Here is a 14514-nt window from a genome sequence, read left to right as displayed (position 1 = left end):
CATCACTGCCCCCGCACCGCTCTCATCATGTCCCCCACCAGGAGGAGTGAAGATACCGTCTATTGACCACGCACGGCCCGCATCATGTCCCACATGGGCGTAAAGATGCCGAGCGCCAGCACCAGCACCATGACGGCCACTATGCCGATCAGGATGGGTTCGATGCGGGCGGTGAGGCTCTTGAGGTCGTAATCCACCTCCCGCTCGTAGTATTCGGCCGCTTCGTGCAGCAGCTCGTCCACCTGACCGGTCTCCTCCCCCACCGCGATCATCTGCATCACCAGAGGGGTGAAGAGGCCGCTGGCCCCGGCGGTGCGCAGCAGGCTCTCCCCCCGCTCGATGCCGCCCCGCATGTCGCGGATCTGCCCCGCCATCCAGGCGTTGTCCACCGCATCGGCCACCAGGGTCAGCGCCGTGTTGAGCGGCACGCCGGCCTTGAGCATCATGGAGAAGCTGCGGGCAAAACGGGCAAGCAGGGAGCGCTCTATGATGGAGCCGACGATGGGCAGCCGCAGCTGCCATCTGTGCCAGGCCAACCTGCCTTTGGTGGTGGCGACCCAGCGTCGCCAGCCGACGACGGCGCCCACCAGGATGGCGAGCAGCAACCACCAGTAGTGAACGAAGAAGTGGGAGGTGGCCAGCAGGATCCGGGTCGCCAGCGGCAGCTCCACCCCGAACTTGGCAAACATCCCGGCAAAGACGGGGATCACCATGATGTTGAGGATCACCATGGCGACGGCGATGGCAATCAGCACGAAGGTGGGGTAGCGCATGGCGGTCTTGATCCGCTTGCGGGTCTCCAGCTCCAGATCGAAATAGTTGGCGAGCTGCAGGAAGGCCTCCTCCAGCTGACCCGTGTTCTCCCCCACGTGGATGATGGCCACGAAAAGGCTGCTGAACACCTTCGGGTGCGACTGCATCGCGCTCGACAGCGGCCGGCCGTTGGCCAGATCCTCCCCCAGGGCGTGAAGCGCCCGCTTGAGGGGCTTGCTGTGGGCGCTCTCCTCCAGCCCCGCGATGGCGCGCAGGATAGGGATGCCTGCCCGGGTCAGGGCATACATCTGGCGGCTGAAGACCACCAGCTCCTCCAGCTTGACGCTCCCTTCCAGCAGCAGCGACCAGTCGATGCTGGCAGACCTGGCCTTGCCGGCCTTCAGCTCGGTGGGCATCACTCCGCGGCGCATCAGCTGCTCGGCGGCGGCCAGCTCGCTCACCGCTTCCACCACGCCGCTGACGGCCTGGCCCTGGCTGTCACGCCCCTTGTAGGCAAAACGATTCATGGGCGACCCCGGCAGAGTGATTCAGTACGATCCAGATGCCTCATGCGTTACCCCAGGTCCTCGGCCAGCCGAAGCACCTCGTCCACCGAGGTGATCCCCTCGCGGGCATAGTCGAGCGCCGTCAGGGCCAGGGGACGGTAGTGCTCGTGCGCCCGTGCCGCCCGGGCAAACCCCTCGGCATCGTTGCGGCGCAGGGCATCCATCATGGGTTGATCCAGCTCCAGCAGCTCGTACACCCCGATCCGGCCCGCATAGCCGGTGAAGTTGCAGCTCTGGCAGCCTCGTCCCTTGCGATAGCGATGCTGCCCCGGCGCTTCACCGGAGAGCACCGAGAGCCAGGTGGCCTGCCCCTCGTCCGGCGCCGTCTCGCAGGCGCAGTGTTCACACACCCGCCGCACCAGGCGCTGGGCCACCACGGCCCGCAGGGCGCTCGCCACCAGATAGCCGGGCGCCCCCATGTCGATGAGACGCAGGGCGCTAGTCACGGCGTCGTTGGTGTGCAAGGTGGTCAGCACCAGGTGGCCCGTGATGGCGCCGCGCAGGCCGATCTCCACCGTCTCGTTGTCCCGCATCTCCCCCACCAGCAGGATGTCCGGATCCTGGCGCAGGGTGGAGCGCAGCACCTGGGAGAAGGTGAGCCCTATCTTGGGATTGACCTGCACCTGGCTGATGCGGGGCAGACGGTACTCCACCGGGTCTTCCACCGTGATGATCTTGTGGCTGGCCTGGTTGAGCTCGGAGAGGGCGCCGTAGAGCGTCGTGGTCTTGCCGCTACCGGTCGGCCCCGTCACCAGGATCATGCCGTGAGGGCGTTTGAGCTGACGACGGAAGCGGGTCAGGATGGCGGGGGGCATCCCGGTCTCGGCGAGCGACAAGATGCCGGAGGATTGATCCAGCAGCCGCATCACCACGGACTCGCCATACTGCACCGGCATGGTGGACATCCGCACATCCACATCGCGGCCGCGCACCTTCATATTGAAGCGGCCATCCTGGGGCAGACGCTTCTCCGAGATGTCGAGCCCGGCCACCAGCTTGAGGCGCAGCACCAGCGCCTGGGCAATGCGCACCTCGTTGAGGATGTTCTCGTGCAGCACGCCGTCGATACGCTGGCGAATACGCAGCACCTTCTCGTCCGGTTCGATATGGATGTCGGAGGCACCCACCTGTACCGCGTCCTCGAACAGGGAGCGCAGCAGCTTGGCCACCGTCGCCTCCCCCTCGTCGGTTGCGGCATTGAGGCTGCCGGCCCCCAGCTCGAAGCCGGTCTCCTGGTGCTCTTCGTGCAGTTGCACCGCGAAGTTCTCTATCTCCCGGGTGCGGCGATAGAGGCGGTCGAAATACTCCAGCAGCTGGCCTTCCCGGGCCACGGCCAGCACCAGCTCCCGCGGGCTGAGCAGGGCAGCGATGGCGTCGAGGGCGCTCAGGTCCGCCGGATCCGACATCACCACGGTGACCTTGTCGTCGCTCAGGTTGACGGCCAGCGCCCGGTAGCGGCGTGCCTGCACCTCGGGCAACAGCGCCACGGCCGAGACGTCGATGGTGAGGTTGTTGAGATCGAAGAAGGGCACATCCAGCTGACGGGCGAGGAAGGTCAGCAGTTGCACCTCGCTGATGAAGCCGAGATCGATGAGGGTGGTCCCCAGCTTGCGGCCGGTCTGGCGCTGCTGCTGCAGGGCGAGCTGCAGCTGATCATCCGAGATGATCTGTTCCTGTACCAGCAAGTCGCCTAGGCGCATTTTCAGTCTGGGTTGTGCCATTGTTGCTCCGATCTCTGTTGCTTCACGCCCGCTGCCTGGTCCGATGGCATGGGCTCATCGAACTGCCGCTTTAATCAATGGGTCAGCTGGCCAATTCGTTGTTCAAGCCATTGGGTGGAGGCCTCCCCCAGATTGCCGTGCAACTGGGCATTGCGATAGGCATCCAGTGCCCGCTGACGGTGTCCCTGACCATCCTCCGCCACCCCCAGTCCTAGCCACCAGCGCCCCTGATCCGGCTGCTGGCGCAACAGCCTGACGTACATCTCGGACGCCTGGACAGGCTGCCCCAGCTCCTGGGCAAGACCGGCCCAGGTGGCGTAATAATCCAGATTGCTGGCGATATCGGGCTGATAGCCGGTGAGCCAATCCAGCGCCTTCTGCCGATCCCCGCCGCTGATGGCCACACGGGCCAGCAGCAGACGCAGGTCCGCCTGCGCGGGATCCAGCCTCAGCCCCTCTTCCAGCACCTGGGCGGCCTCGGTCAGCCGTCCGGCGCCATAGAGCAGGCCCGCCAGCTGTTCCCGCGCCCCCTGGTTGTGGGGATCGTGGGCCAGCACCTCGTAGTAGCCATCCTGCGCCTCCTCCATCCGTCCCTTGGCCATGGCCGTGGTCGCCTTGCGCTCGGCCAGGGTGGCCAGCTCGGCGTCGGAGAGTTCCACCGTCTCGATCTTCAGGATCCCGGGTTTACGCGGCGCGGCGGGTGCAGGCGCCTCTTCGGCGCCCTGCTCAGCAGCCAGCTCGGCATAGAGGTCCGGTTGCAGCTCCTCGTCGCTCGGGATCGTCTCGTCCCCCAGCGCTTCCTCCGGATTGCCCTCATCGGCGAGCACGGCCTCATCGGCCGGAGCCTGCTCGGCTGCGGAGGGGGCCACTCTGGCGGCGGTCGACTCGGCACTGGCGGCGGGCATCTTTGCCACTGGCGCGGCAGAGGAGACCGCCTGTGTGGTGGCCACCACCGCCAGGGGCGCAGATGGCGCCACCGCAGGGGCGGTGCGGGGGGCCTCGACCTGCGCCGCTGGCAGGGAGGCTCGCTGGCTCTGCTGCCAGAAGATCCAGGTGCGCCAGCCGAGGATCCCCAGGGCCAGGGTACACAGCAGGGTCAGCACCAGCATCCACCAGCCTTGCTGGCGCACCGGCGCCACATAGACGGCGGCGCCCTCGGCCTCTTGCTGACGCCTATCCAGATCTTTCAGCATCTGATTGATCACGCTCATGACCAGACTCCATACGCCAGGGCAGTGCCCAGCAACAACAACAGGGGCCACCAGAGGGTGAGACGGCCACGGCGGGCATCATCGGTATCCCGGATGGCGAGCCGGACCAGGGCGCTGTCGATCCGCCGCACACCGCGGCCATAGGCCAGCATCAGGCACTTCTGCGCCAGTATGTTGATGAGGCGGGGAATGCCGCGGGATGCGCGCCACAGCCTGCGCAGGGCGCGGCCATCGAACAGGGCGGCTCCGCGATAACCGGACACCTGCAGCCGGTACTCCAGATAGGCCCGGGTCTCGTCGAGCCGCAGCGGCCGCAGGCGGTAGGAAAAACCGATGCGCTGGCGCAACTGGCGAAGACGGGGCTGCCCGAGCCTGGCATCCAGCTCGGGCTGGCCGAACAACACGATTTGCAGCAGCTTGCTGGATTCGGTTTCCAGGTTGCCAAACAGCCGGATCGCCTCCAGGGTTTCGTCCGGCAGGGCTTGCGCCTCGTCGATCAGCACCACCACCCGGCTCCCCTGCCGATGCAGGGAGATCAGATGGCGGTGAATACGATCCGTGAGATCCAGCTCGCTCTCCCCCGCCAGCGTCAACCCCAGCTCCAGGGCCAGGGCCGTGCGCAGCTCCCCCGGAGTGAGATGGGGGTTGGGCAGCCAGGCCAGGCGCACCGGGCAGGCCTCGGAGCCGAGCTCGCTCAGCAGTTTGCGACAGAGCAGGGTCTTGCCGGTGCCGACCTCGCCGGTCACCTTGATGAACCCCTCCCCCTGGGAGAGCGCCCAGTTGAGCACCTGCATGGCCTCCTCGTGGGGGGGCAGGCCGTAATAGAAACCGGTGTTCGGGGTCAGGCCGAAGGGGGCCTCCCGCAGTCCGAAGTGACTCAGATACATGCACCCTCCCGGCCAGAGCCCAGGGCGCGCAGCCGCAGACAGCCCCGGATCAGCGACATGGTGCCACCGCCGTCGGGCAGGGCAGAGTGGCGGCAGCCGGGAGGCGCCGCCACATGGGAGAAGGAGTGCTCCACAGGCGCGTCATCCCGGATCAGCCCTTAGGGGGATACCATTTGTCGAGCAGCTCGGAGGAGCGTTGCAGCTCTTTCTGCCAGGTGTCCTTTTCCACCACGGTGGGCTTGAGCAGGATCACCAGCTCCACCTTGCGGTTGCTCTCCCGGCGGTTGGTGAAGGCCTCGCCGACCCAGGGGATGTCACCCAGCAGGGGCACCTTGCTGACAATCTCCTGCCTGTCGGTCTTCATCAGACCACCGATGACGATGATGTCCCCATTGTTGGCCTGCACCACGGTATCGGACTCGCGGATGGAGCTCTTGGCCAGCGGCAACACCAGGGGATCGGCGGTGCCGACGTTGATGGTCTTGCTCTGCTCCTCGGTGTCGATGACGGAGGGGTGGATATGCAGCAATACCTTGCCCTGCTCGTCGATCTGGGGCGTCACGTCCAGGGCTATCCCCGAGAAGAAGGGGGTCAGCTCCACGTTCGGGGTGACGATGGGGGCCGAAGTCCCCGAGGTGGTGGTGGTGGTCGAGGCGTTGGTGACGAAGTATTCGTCCGTCCCCACCTTGATCACCGCTTTCTGGTTGTTGGTGGCCGTCACACGCGGGCTGGAGAGGGTGTTCACATCCCCCTGGGTCTTGAGCAGGCTGACCGCGACGTTGAAGTTGCCATCAGAGATGGTGAAGCCGGCGCCGCCCCCCAGAGCCCGGAAGATCTGGTTGGGGGTCGAAGCGATGGGGCTGTCCATGAGGGAGCCGCCCCCCGTGATGCCCTTGCCGCCGTCCCAGCTTGCGGAGAGGCCGCTCCAGTCCACCCCCTGCTCGTAACCCTCGTTGAGGGACACTTCCAGGATCCGCGCCTCCAGCACCACCTGGCGCTTGAGGTGTTCGCCGGACTGGTCCAGGAACTCGCGCACCGCCTTGAGCTCCTTGGGATAGGCACGCACCGTGACCAGGCCCGCCTGGGGACTGGTGATGACGGCCCGCCCTTCCCCTGTGCCGATCAGGGTCTGCAGGGCATCCCGCAGATCGGTCCAGTAGTCGTTGTTGCTGTCCGTCTCGATGCGGGTGCCGTTGCTGTTGGTGTTGTTGTCACCGCTGGCGGTGTTGCCCTGGCTGTTGTTGTTGCCGCTGTTGTTCAGGCCGTTGTCGAAGTTGTTGTTATTGCCATTGTTGTTGTCGTTGGCCGTCACCCCGCCTGTGCTCACCGAGGTACGGGAGAGACCGCGCCGGGCCATCATCAGGTAGTTGACCGGAATGGTCTCGGTGCGCAGACCGGCGGGATAGACGTGGAACACGTTGCCCTTGCGCTGTACGTCGAAGCCGTACATGTCGCCGACGGTCGCCAGCGCCTCCTGCAGGGTCACATCCTTGAGCTCTACCGAAATGACGCCCGCCACACCGGGATGGACCGCCACGCTGTAGCGGGAGCCCTTGAACAGGGAGCCGAAGAACTCCACCGCGTCCACGTCATGGGCCGCGATGCGCATCCGCTTCTCGGGAATGGTCATCGGCTGCTGAGGACGATTGAGCTGCAACAGCTCGCTCTGCACCGAGGGCGGCAGGGAAGTCAGGGGGGCGGTCGGGCTCTGCTCGCTCATCGCCTGCTTGAGTGCATCTTTGGCCTGTACCGGCTCGGGGTGACGATAGGTAGTGCAACCCGCCACCGCCAGCGCGAGGGGAAGCAGACAAAAAGGGTGTTTTTTCATGTTATTCGTGCACCTGACTCGCTATGAAACTCGACAAACCTGGCCCGCACCATCCCGTGCGACACCCACTTCACATCCGGATCTTGCTGCCAAACAGGGTCAGTGTCTGGCGTTTGCCCGCTTTTTCCAGCACCACGCTGTCGGCGCTGATCCCCACCAGCCGGAATCCGTTGACCTGCTGGCCGACCCGGTAGCTTTGACCGTCGAGCACCGCCAGGGCGGGCCCGCTCCCCAGGATGACGCTCTGCAACCTGGGCAGACCGGCCTCCTTGGCGACACTCGCCGCCGAGCCGGATCCCGCCAGGGGCATGGTGGGATCCTGCAGCACCTCGGCCTGGGCCTGCAGCGCGAGCAGGCTCCCCCACAGGGCCAGCCAGCGCCAGGATGGGAAGGCAAAAATGCGGGATCCCGTCCCGCCGACATGCCGCTTAACCACGGATGAACTCCTTGCTGGTGCTGAGGGTGTAGATCTCCATCGCTACCGCCGCCTTGGGATGCTCGACCACCCGGTAGTCAAAGCCCTTCCAGTAGAAGTGGCGAGGCAGGGCTTCGAGCGCTTTCAGGTACTGGTAGACATCGAAATAGCCGCCCTCCAGCTGAAGCCGGATGCCGTGCCTGAACAGGTTCACCTTCTGCTCCCCGGCCATCAGCGGTTCGGGCTTGAGGGAGGTGAGCGCCAGCATATGCAGGTTGGCGGAGCGGGACAACAGGGCTTCCAGCACCGCGGGCATTTCGTGGGCGGGGATCAGATCCACCGTCTGAGCCAGCAGCTCGGCATCCATCTGGCGCAGAGTGGTCTCGACACCGGCGAGCTGATCGCGTACCTGGGCATCGGGATCCCGCCCCAGCCTGGCCTGCTTGCCCTGGTTTTCCAGGGTCAGGATCTCCAGATCCCGCTGCGCCGCAGCCAGGGCCTGCCGATCCTGGCCCAGCCGGGTGTCGGCGTCATCCAGCCAGCCATAGATGCCCATGGCCCCGAGCAGCACGACCCCGGTCAACAGAATGAGGATCCGCTCGCGCAGGCTGAGGGCTGCGATCTGCTGCGCCCATCCCTGCCATTGTGCCTTCATGTCCATCAAGGAGTCTCCCGCGCTATGCCACTGAGCTGGAAGGCAAGCTGGCCCTCCTTGTCCCGACTCAGGGTGAGCTCGCCAAACTGCTTGCCCGCCAGGGAGGGGGTCTGCTTGAAGCGGTTCACCCAGGCGGGCACGTCCTGACTGCGTTCGGCCACACCCGCGAGGTTGATGCGCCCGTCGCTTATCTCGATCCGTTGCAGGGAGAGGCGGGGATCCCGCAGGCGGGCAAGGTCCGCCATCACCCCCGCATAGCCCTGGGATTTTTGCAGGGAGAGGTGGCCAAGCTGCTGCATCAGCGCCTGTTTGGCCCCCAGCTCTTCCCGCTTGTCGGCCAGTTGCCGCTGCAAGTCTGCATTCGCCAGATGGCGCGCCAGCTCCGCATCGAGACGCCTGGCCTCGCCGCGCTGCACGTCGAGCTGTGCCCGCACGCCAGCCAATTCACGATCGAGGCCCTGCTGTTGCCAGCCATAGAAGAGGGTGGCCCCCAGCAGCAGCACCAGGACGCCGCCCCAGACCAACGCCATCTGGGGCAGGCTGGCCCACAGGCGTCTTGGCCGGAATTCGGCGCCATAGAGGTTGATATGGTGTTTCATCTGTCGCTCCTGCCCAGGGCCGCGCCATAGGCACTGAGGTATTCGACTCCTGCCAGTACCGCCTTGTTTGCCATGGCCGACACCGGGAAACCGAATGTCTGTTCCAGGTGACGCACCAGTACCCCCATGGCGGAGGAGGCGATGGCCAGTTGCAACTGGCCGGGCTCGGGCAGCTTGAGATGGCCGGCCAGATAATCGATGGATCGCTGGATCTCCAGCGCCAGCGCGTCGAGCTGGTCGGCATCTGGCTCATGGCTGCCGGTGAGGCTCGCAAATCCGCGCAACTGGCGGGAGAAACAGAGTCCGCCCCGATGGAAGACCAGCAGTTGCAGCTCCTGACCCCGCGGTTGCCAGAGCAGCATGCGCACCATCTGGTCCGCCTCGTAGAGGGCCGTCATGGCCAGTTCGTCACTGACGATGGCCTCCAGGGTCGCCGCGCCGTTGACCGCATCCGCCACCTGCTGCACCCGGCTCTTGGGCATGCAGACAACGTTGATGCGCGGACGCCCGGCAGGGGGCGTCGGCAGGTCCACATAATCCATGGCGAGCTGCAACACCGGCTCGTTGACGAAATCCTTGATGGCCCAGGGCAGGGCCCCCGCCATCTCGGCATCGGGGACGGCGGGCTTGTCGATCTGGATCTGCTGATAAAGGCTGGCCGCGAGGGCCACCCGCACCTTAGACTTGGCCAGACCGTGCCGGGAAAACAGCTCGGCCAGGGCCTTGGACCAGTCGTGGGGGCCGTTGACAGGCTGGCTGGCAAACACGGGAACGGGGTCCACGCAGGCCAGCAGAATGCGATCGCTGGCCAGCAGGATCCCGACCTGATGGCTGGAGGGAGAACGTCTGAACAGTGACTTCATCTGGATCTTCACCTGGCCGCGTAAAACGGACTAAACCTTAACATAAACAGGCTATTAGCCTCCAACTTTATGACAAACGACGCATCGACGACCACGCTGGCACCCACGGGAGACGATCCCATGGCCCCCCTTCAGCTCCCCTCCCCCCTGCACCGGATCCGGCATCCTCTGCTGGCAGCCCATGACGTCACGCTCTGGTGCAAGCGGGACGATCTGATCCACCCGACCCTCTCCGGCAACAAGTGGCGAAAGCTCAAATACCATCTGCAACAGGCACAGATGCTGGGCAAGGGCCACATCCTCTCCTTTGGCGGCGCCTACTCCAATCACATTCACGCCCTGGCCGCAGCAGGACTCAGACTGGGACTGCGCACCACGGGCATCATACGCGGTGAAGGGGATACCGTCAGCAATCCCACCCTGAAAGCGGCGAAAGGCTGGGGCATGGATCTCGTTTTTGTCGACCGGCAGGACTATCGCCGGCGCCAGGATCCCGAATGGCTTGCCAGGTTCGAGGATGACGACACCCTGCTGGTACCGGAAGGAGGCAGCAGCCCGCTGGCCATCCCCGGAGTGGCCGAGCTTGTCGACGAGGTGCCCTTCTCGCCGGATCTCTGGGTGCTGCCCTGCGCCAGCGGCGGCACCCTGGCGGGGCTCATCGCGGGCAAGCGGGCGCAGGAGCAGATCCTGGCCATCGCGGTGCTCAAGGGGGCCGACTTCATCACCGGCGAGGTATGCCGGTTGCATCCGGCAGCGGCCACTACTCCGGGCTGGCGCATTGCGCTGGATCACCACGACGGCGGCTATGCCAGGTTCAGTCCGGCACTCTGGCAATGGGTGCAGGCATTCAGTGCCGAAACCGGCTTGCCGCTGGAACCCATCTACAGTGGCAAGGCGATGTGGGGGCTGTTTCGCGAACTGGCGGCAGGCCGCATTGCGCGCGGCAGCAAGATCATCTTCATCCACACCGGTGGCTTGCAGGGGCTGGCGGGCCTGGAGGAGCAGGGCCGCCTGTCACCCCGGCCGGGGCGCTAGTCAAGCAGGTTGAGGGGCTCGGGGTCGGCAAACCAGGGACCTTGACCGGCATGCACGCCCAGGTGTCGCAGCATCTTCCACTCGTCGCCACTCTCTACCCCCACCGCGATGACCCGGGCCTGGGTATTGGCACAGCCCCCCACCAGACTGCGTACCGCCATCTGGTTGACCTGGCGCAGGTGGATCTCCCGCACCAGGCTGGGGTGCAGCTTGAGGAAGTGGATCTCGAACTCCTTGATGTACTGGGTGCTCACCACGTCCTGGCCCGCATGATCGATGGCAAGCCTGCACCCCAGCATGCGCATCGCCCGAAGCGGCCGCTTGAGGGCTTCGTAGTGGCGGGTCACCTGAGACTCCGACAACTGCAGGATCAACCCCTCGTTGGTACTGCGCGGCAACTGGAACAGCTCGAAGAAGAGCTCGCGCTGGAACTCGCGGGTGAGCAGGTTCTGGGCGCACAGAGAGAGGCTGATGGGGCAGCTCGATGCCGGTCGCTGGCGCAGCAGTCGCAAGGCTCGGGCCACCACCAGCCTGTCCAGCGGCAGCAGCAGACCGGCCTTCTCCGCCATGGGCATGAAGACCCCCGCCTGCAGCTCCCGGCCCTGCTCGTCGTGAAGGCGGATGAGCAGCTCCTGCTGCAACACCACCTGATCCCGCTCCTGCTGCACAGGCTGGACGTAGAAGTCGATGCCCTGCTCCTCGATGCGACGGCTGATCAGGGTGCGCCAGCGCACCGTTCCCTTGCTGCTCGCCTCCTCGTTGAGGGATTTCTCGAACAGGAACCAGCCGCTGTGTCCTTGCAGGCGCGCGCTCTTGAGCGCCAGCTCCGCCTCTTCCTGCACCTTGAGCAGGGAATCCTGTGCTTGATAGCAGACCGCACCGAGATAGACGGCGGTGTCGGCATTGACCGCTTCGGGCCAGTGCAGTCGTTGCAGACTCTTGAGCAACTGGCTGGCGCCGTCCACCATCTCGCTCTCTGACATGTTCGGCAGCAGCACGGCAAAGACCTGACCGGCATAGCGCGCCTGCAGGGCTCCGCTGTGCTTGCGCACGAAGGCGGCGATGGTGGCGCTCGCCTCCATCAGGAGTTCCTGGCTCGGGCGCCCGCTCAGCTCGGGATCCAGCTCCTCCAGACCGGCCAACTCGATCAGCAGCACACCGCCGCTGATCACGCTTGCCTCCATGATGGCGCTCTCCAGCCGGTTGTCGAAGAAGAGGCGGTTGCCGATGCCCGTCGTCTTGTCGACGAAGGCGTTGCTGCGGATGAAGTTGTCGAAGCGGCTACGCTCCTTGCGGGCGTCGGCCAGCTCGGTCAGCAGATGGGTGAGGGCCTGACTGGCCGAGACAGGCCACTCTTCGGCAGGGTCATGGGCCAGCTTGGTCAGCTTGCCATCCAGGATCAGCTGGGCACGCTCCGCCAGCAGCTCGGCACCGCGCAACTGCTGACGGAGCCAGCGGATGGAGTACCAGAGCCCGAACACCACGATGAAGATACCCAGAGAGATGCCGAACATCGCCTTCATGGAGTACTCGAACTCCTTGAACGGCCTGTCCAGCTTGAAGTCGGCCCGCATCCCGGCCTGATTGGGGATCGCCTCGCTGTAGGCGATCAGCAGGCTCTCGTCCGTCTGCTGCTGCACATCGCGAAACCAGTAGACTCGCTGCTTGTCCTGACGGATCTCCAGCTCCACCACATGGGAGGCCCGCAACAGGGAGGGCAGCCAGCGGGCAAGGGCTTGCTGGTCATCGGTCACCCCCAGTTGCTTGTCGATGATCTCCACCAGGGAGTCGACCCGGTTCTGCTGCAGCTCCATTCCCATCTGGCGAAAACTGAAGACCCCGCCGAGCATCACCATGGCCATGGCCGAGATCACGCACAGCGTAATAAGAGAGACGAGTTGAGTGGTCAGTTTCATGTGCCTTTCCGTAGCCGACAGCATCCATAGGGCATCATGGTATCAGCCCAGACCAAACGCCGCCTATGGATGAAGATCCCGCTTCTGCAAATAAGCGGGCGGATGCGTCATGCGGCGCCGTTGTGCGGGCCGCAAAAGAGGCATCAAGGGAGAGAACGAGGGGACACAGGCTGAGGAGCGGACAGAAAAATGGTCCCACAACGGGGACCAAAAGAAACACTCATATCAAAACTAACACTCTGTGCTACTGACAAAAATAGATACAGGAGTATTGAACACACGGTGAGTCAAACCGCACCGCTACTTTAGCCACTTCAGATAAGCTGGACAATTGTCATTTATGACAGGTCAGCGATTGAATCTTGTTCAGGTGTGTAGCCATATCCTTTATTTATCAATTAATTATCGTTTTTGTTCCAAGTGTGACCAACTTGGCTCAAATCGATGCAGCTAATGCTATGATGCTTGAGTCTCAATCGGGTTGTTTCATTTCAGGGAAGAAGGGTGCCCACCATGTCTGCACGATCTCCGTTATGGATTCCTCTGGGCCTCTTCTGTTTGCCCCCGCTGCTGATGCTGTTGCTCACCCCCCTGTTGAGCGACAAGCTGGCTCACCACCTGTTGCAGACAAAGGAAAGGGCTCTGCTCGACTACCAGCAGGAGCGCAACCAGCTCCTGGATCACGATGTCCCCGCTCAACTCGCCCACTTTGCCTTCGATTGCGGCCCCAAAGACATGGCGCTGCTGCGCTCACCCCAGTATTACAACCGCCATATTCGCCTGGCCGGCCTGCAGCTTGCCAACGGGAGCGGCTGCTCCACCCTGGGCCCCGCCCTGCCCCAGCTTGCCGACGCCGGCATACCGGTCTCCCCCGACTTTCATATATCCAGCACGGCCCCCATGTTCGATACCGAACGCGAAACCCTGGTCTATGCGAGACGCAACGGCAATCTGGCCTATTGGGTGCTCGACAGCAGCTGGAGCCATGAGCTGCTGCGCACCCCCTGCAACGACTGTTTCTATCTGGAGTTCAACCACAAGCACCCGACCCAGTCCGGGCTCTTTTTCCCCCGTGGCAACAAGCACATTCGAGAAGAGGCAAACCCGATGCGGCTGCTCAGTTTCGACCCCCAGCATCAGGTGGAGCAGACCCTCTGGGCTGGCGAGGCACTGAAACGCTACGCCCGCTCACAGATACACCGCGATGGCCTCTGGTCGGCCGGGGCGCTGGGGGCGCTGCTGGCTGCCCTCTACTGGAGCCTTAGAAACTACCGGCGATCCCTCAAAGGATTGCTGCAAAGAGGGCTGGCTCGGCGGGAGTTTATCCCCTTCTATCAGCCCATAGTAGACAGCAGAAACCGAAGGGTGGTGGGATTCGAGGCCTTGCTGCGCTGGCAGCGAGGACGGGATCTGGTGTCGCCAGGCACCTTCATCGCCTATGCGGAGGAGCAGGGGCTGATCCTGCCGATGACGGATCAACTGCTGGAGCGCATCCTGGCGGATCTCCCCGTCCTGGCCCCGCACCAGTGGGTCAGCGTCAATCTGGTGGCGGGCCATATCGAGCAACCTCGTCTGCGCACCCAGTTGCAGCGCCATGGCTGGCCCTCGCCGGCCCGCCTCACCTTCGAACTCACCGAGCGGGATCCCATCAAGCACATCCAGGGGGCCATGGCGGAGATCGCAGCTCTGCAGGAGAGGGGCTATCACTTCAAGCTGGATGACTTCGGCACCGGCTATGGCGGCTTTGCCTACCTGCAACGGCTCGGCATTCGCCAGATCAAGATCGACAAGATGTTCGTGGATACCATAGGCACGGACGACCTCAAGCGCAGCGTGCTGGATGCCACCATCGCCTTCGGCCTCAAATCGGGCATGGAGATGATCGCCGAAGGGGTCGAAACCCAGGAGCAGGTGGAATACCTGCATCGCCACGGAGTCCACCTGATCCAAGGCTACGTCTATGCCAAGCCCATGCCCCTGAGCAAACTGAAGATCTGGCTGATGGCATGGCAAGAGGGCGAGACAACCAACCCCTCCGACCCGCACTGAGGCGGTATCTGCCCCG

12 protein-coding genes are annotated in these 14514 nt (G+C 64.3%); 2 read left to right on the top strand and 10 right to left on the bottom strand.

Annotation, left to right across the window (positions count from 1 at the left end):
- Positions 1-59: 59 nt before the first annotated feature.
- From AB5Y51_RS16945 to AB5Y51_RS16905, 9 genes are all read right to left on the bottom strand, one after another.
- Positions 60-1280, bottom strand: coding sequence for a type II secretion system F family protein (locus tag AB5Y51_RS16945; RefSeq protein ID WP_048208884.1), 1221 nt, complete (start codon positions 1278-1280; stop codon positions 60-62).
- 47 nt (positions 1281-1327) lie between these two features.
- Entirely contained in the window at positions 1328-3040 is a 1713-nt protein-coding gene (gene mshE, locus AB5Y51_RS16940) for an MSHA fimbrial ATPase MshE (protein WP_069652318.1), read from the bottom strand.
- A 74-nt stretch (positions 3041-3114) separates the two neighbouring features.
- Positions 3115-4251, bottom strand: a complete 1137-nt coding sequence (locus tag AB5Y51_RS16935) for a tetratricopeptide repeat protein (protein ID WP_368178766.1) — start codon at positions 4249-4251, stop codon at positions 3115-3117.
- Positions 4248-5138 carry an ExeA family protein gene (locus AB5Y51_RS16930; RefSeq protein ID WP_010672622.1) on the bottom strand — a complete coding sequence of 297 codons (891 nt, stop codon included), beginning with the start codon at positions 5136-5138 and terminating at the stop codon, positions 4248-4250. Before AB5Y51_RS16930 ends, AB5Y51_RS16935 begins: the two co-directional genes overlap by 4 nt.
- 151 nt (positions 5139-5289) lie before the next feature.
- A complete protein-coding gene (gene mshL / locus AB5Y51_RS16925) occupies positions 5290-6966 on the bottom strand; it encodes a pilus (MSHA type) biogenesis protein MshL (protein ID WP_010672620.1) in 1677 nt (558 codons plus the stop codon).
- A gap of 70 nt (positions 6967-7036) precedes the next feature.
- Entirely contained in the window at positions 7037-7339 is a 303-nt protein-coding gene (locus tag AB5Y51_RS16920) for an MSHA biogenesis protein MshK (protein WP_029313533.1), read from the bottom strand.
- A 55-nt stretch (positions 7340-7394) separates the two neighbouring features.
- Complete coding sequence (locus tag AB5Y51_RS16915; protein WP_151027553.1) at positions 7395-8042, bottom strand: type II secretion system protein M; 648 nt, start codon at positions 8040-8042, stop codon at positions 7395-7397.
- Positions 8042-8635 carry a PilN domain-containing protein gene (locus AB5Y51_RS16910; protein ID WP_010672617.1) on the bottom strand — a complete coding sequence of 198 codons (594 nt, stop codon included), beginning with the start codon at positions 8633-8635 and terminating at the stop codon, positions 8042-8044. Before AB5Y51_RS16910 ends, AB5Y51_RS16915 begins: the two co-directional genes overlap by 1 nt.
- On the bottom strand, positions 8632-9498 hold the full coding sequence (locus AB5Y51_RS16905; RefSeq protein ID WP_368178765.1) for an MSHA biogenesis protein MshI: 867 nt from the start codon (positions 9496-9498) through the stop codon (positions 8632-8634). Before AB5Y51_RS16905 ends, AB5Y51_RS16910 begins: the two co-directional genes overlap by 4 nt.
- 120 nt (positions 9499-9618) lie before the next feature.
- Here AB5Y51_RS16905 and AB5Y51_RS16900 point away from each other — a divergent pair, with 120 nt between their 5' ends.
- Positions 9619-10533 carry a 1-aminocyclopropane-1-carboxylate deaminase/D-cysteine desulfhydrase gene (locus AB5Y51_RS16900; RefSeq protein WP_193758469.1) on the top strand — a complete coding sequence of 305 codons (915 nt, stop codon included), beginning with the start codon at positions 9619-9621 and terminating at the stop codon, positions 10531-10533.
- On the opposite strand, the gene AB5Y51_RS16895 is transcribed toward AB5Y51_RS16900, so the two are convergent.
- A complete protein-coding gene (locus tag AB5Y51_RS16895) occupies positions 10530-12449 on the bottom strand; it encodes an EAL domain-containing protein (RefSeq protein WP_324018479.1) in 1920 nt (639 codons plus the stop codon). The genes AB5Y51_RS16900 and AB5Y51_RS16895 overlap by 4 nt on opposite strands.
- A 513-nt stretch (positions 12450-12962) precedes the next feature.
- Between AB5Y51_RS16895 and AB5Y51_RS16890 the strand changes: the two genes are divergently transcribed.
- On the top strand, positions 12963-14498 hold the full coding sequence (locus AB5Y51_RS16890; protein WP_103858939.1) for an EAL domain-containing protein: 1536 nt from the start codon (positions 12963-12965) through the stop codon (positions 14496-14498).
- Positions 14499-14514: the final 16 nt, after the last annotated feature.

It is taken from the genome of Aeromonas sp. R7-1 (assembly GCF_040908115.1).
GTDB classification, from domain to species: domain Bacteria; phylum Pseudomonadota; class Gammaproteobacteria; order Enterobacterales; family Aeromonadaceae; genus Aeromonas; species Aeromonas caviae.
The sequence above is the reverse complement of the archived record's forward strand: the minus strand, read 5'-3'. Positions and strand labels throughout refer to the sequence as shown.